Annotated in this window: 2 protein-coding genes; one reads left to right on the top strand and one right to left on the bottom strand. The window is 45.8% G+C overall.

Annotation, left to right across the window (positions count from 1 at the left end):
* The coding region (locus WMO75_RS19715; protein WP_349078876.1) for a hypothetical protein at positions 1-238 on the bottom strand (238 nt) is incomplete at its 3' end.
* 19 nt (positions 239-257) lie between these two features.
* On the opposite strand from WMO75_RS19715, the gene WMO75_RS19710 reads away from it, so the two are divergent.
* Positions 258-455, top strand: a complete 198-nt coding sequence (locus tag WMO75_RS19710) for a hypothetical protein (RefSeq protein ID WP_004612761.1) — start codon at positions 258-260, stop codon at positions 453-455.
* Positions 456-613 lie beyond the last annotated feature (158 nt).

Below are 613 nucleotides of genomic sequence, written 5' to 3'. Positions count from 1 at the left end.
GGAGCTTCCATTCTGAAAATGACAGCCCGTTGCCGACTTCGTTGCTATCCCGTTGCCGAGCCGGTTGCCGGGGAAAAACCCATAACTGCGGGCTTTTCTCCCCTATGACAACCAAAACAACAGAAAAATAAAAGAAAAGTATAAATAGTAACCACCGCCAGATTGAGATTGTTTGCAAGGTCTTTTGAAGCCCGTTGCCGGACTTCGTTGCCGACACCCTCTGTCTGGCTATTTTCATGTATGGAGGATAACTGCCTATGGCAAAAAACAAAACAGAGATTCATGTTACAACGGTGTTTGACGGGGAGCTGGACGCAACCGATGTGTTCGTCAGCCTGATTTCCCAGAAATACGGTAAGACAAATACGAAAGAATATCTTGCTAAAAAGAAAGATTTGAAGTATAATGAAGATGAGGTTCAAAAGAGCCAGATACCGTCTGGATTGTGTGGGTAAATGGCTATGATGAACGAAATGGAATACAGAACAATCGGTTCGGCACTTGCCGGGGGTTATCGTGCAGCGGTCTATTGCAGACTGTCAAAGGACGATGACCTGCAAGGCGAAAGTGCCAGTATCGCAAACCAGCGTGATATGCTGGAAAAATACTGCGA

The sequence above is a fragment of the Blautia intestinihominis genome, assembly GCF_040096655.1.
Classification (GTDB): Bacteria; Bacillota; Clostridia; order Lachnospirales; family Lachnospiraceae; genus Blautia_A; species Blautia_A intestinihominis.
Note: the sequence above shows the minus strand (reverse complement) of the source record. Positions and strands in the feature narration are given on the sequence as shown.

What these genes read in the sequence shown, in the direction of transcription:
- WMO75_RS19710 (WP_004612761.1), top strand. Translation starts at nt 258, where the DNA reads ATGGCAAAAAACAAAACAGAGATTCATGTTACAACGGTGTTTGACGGG.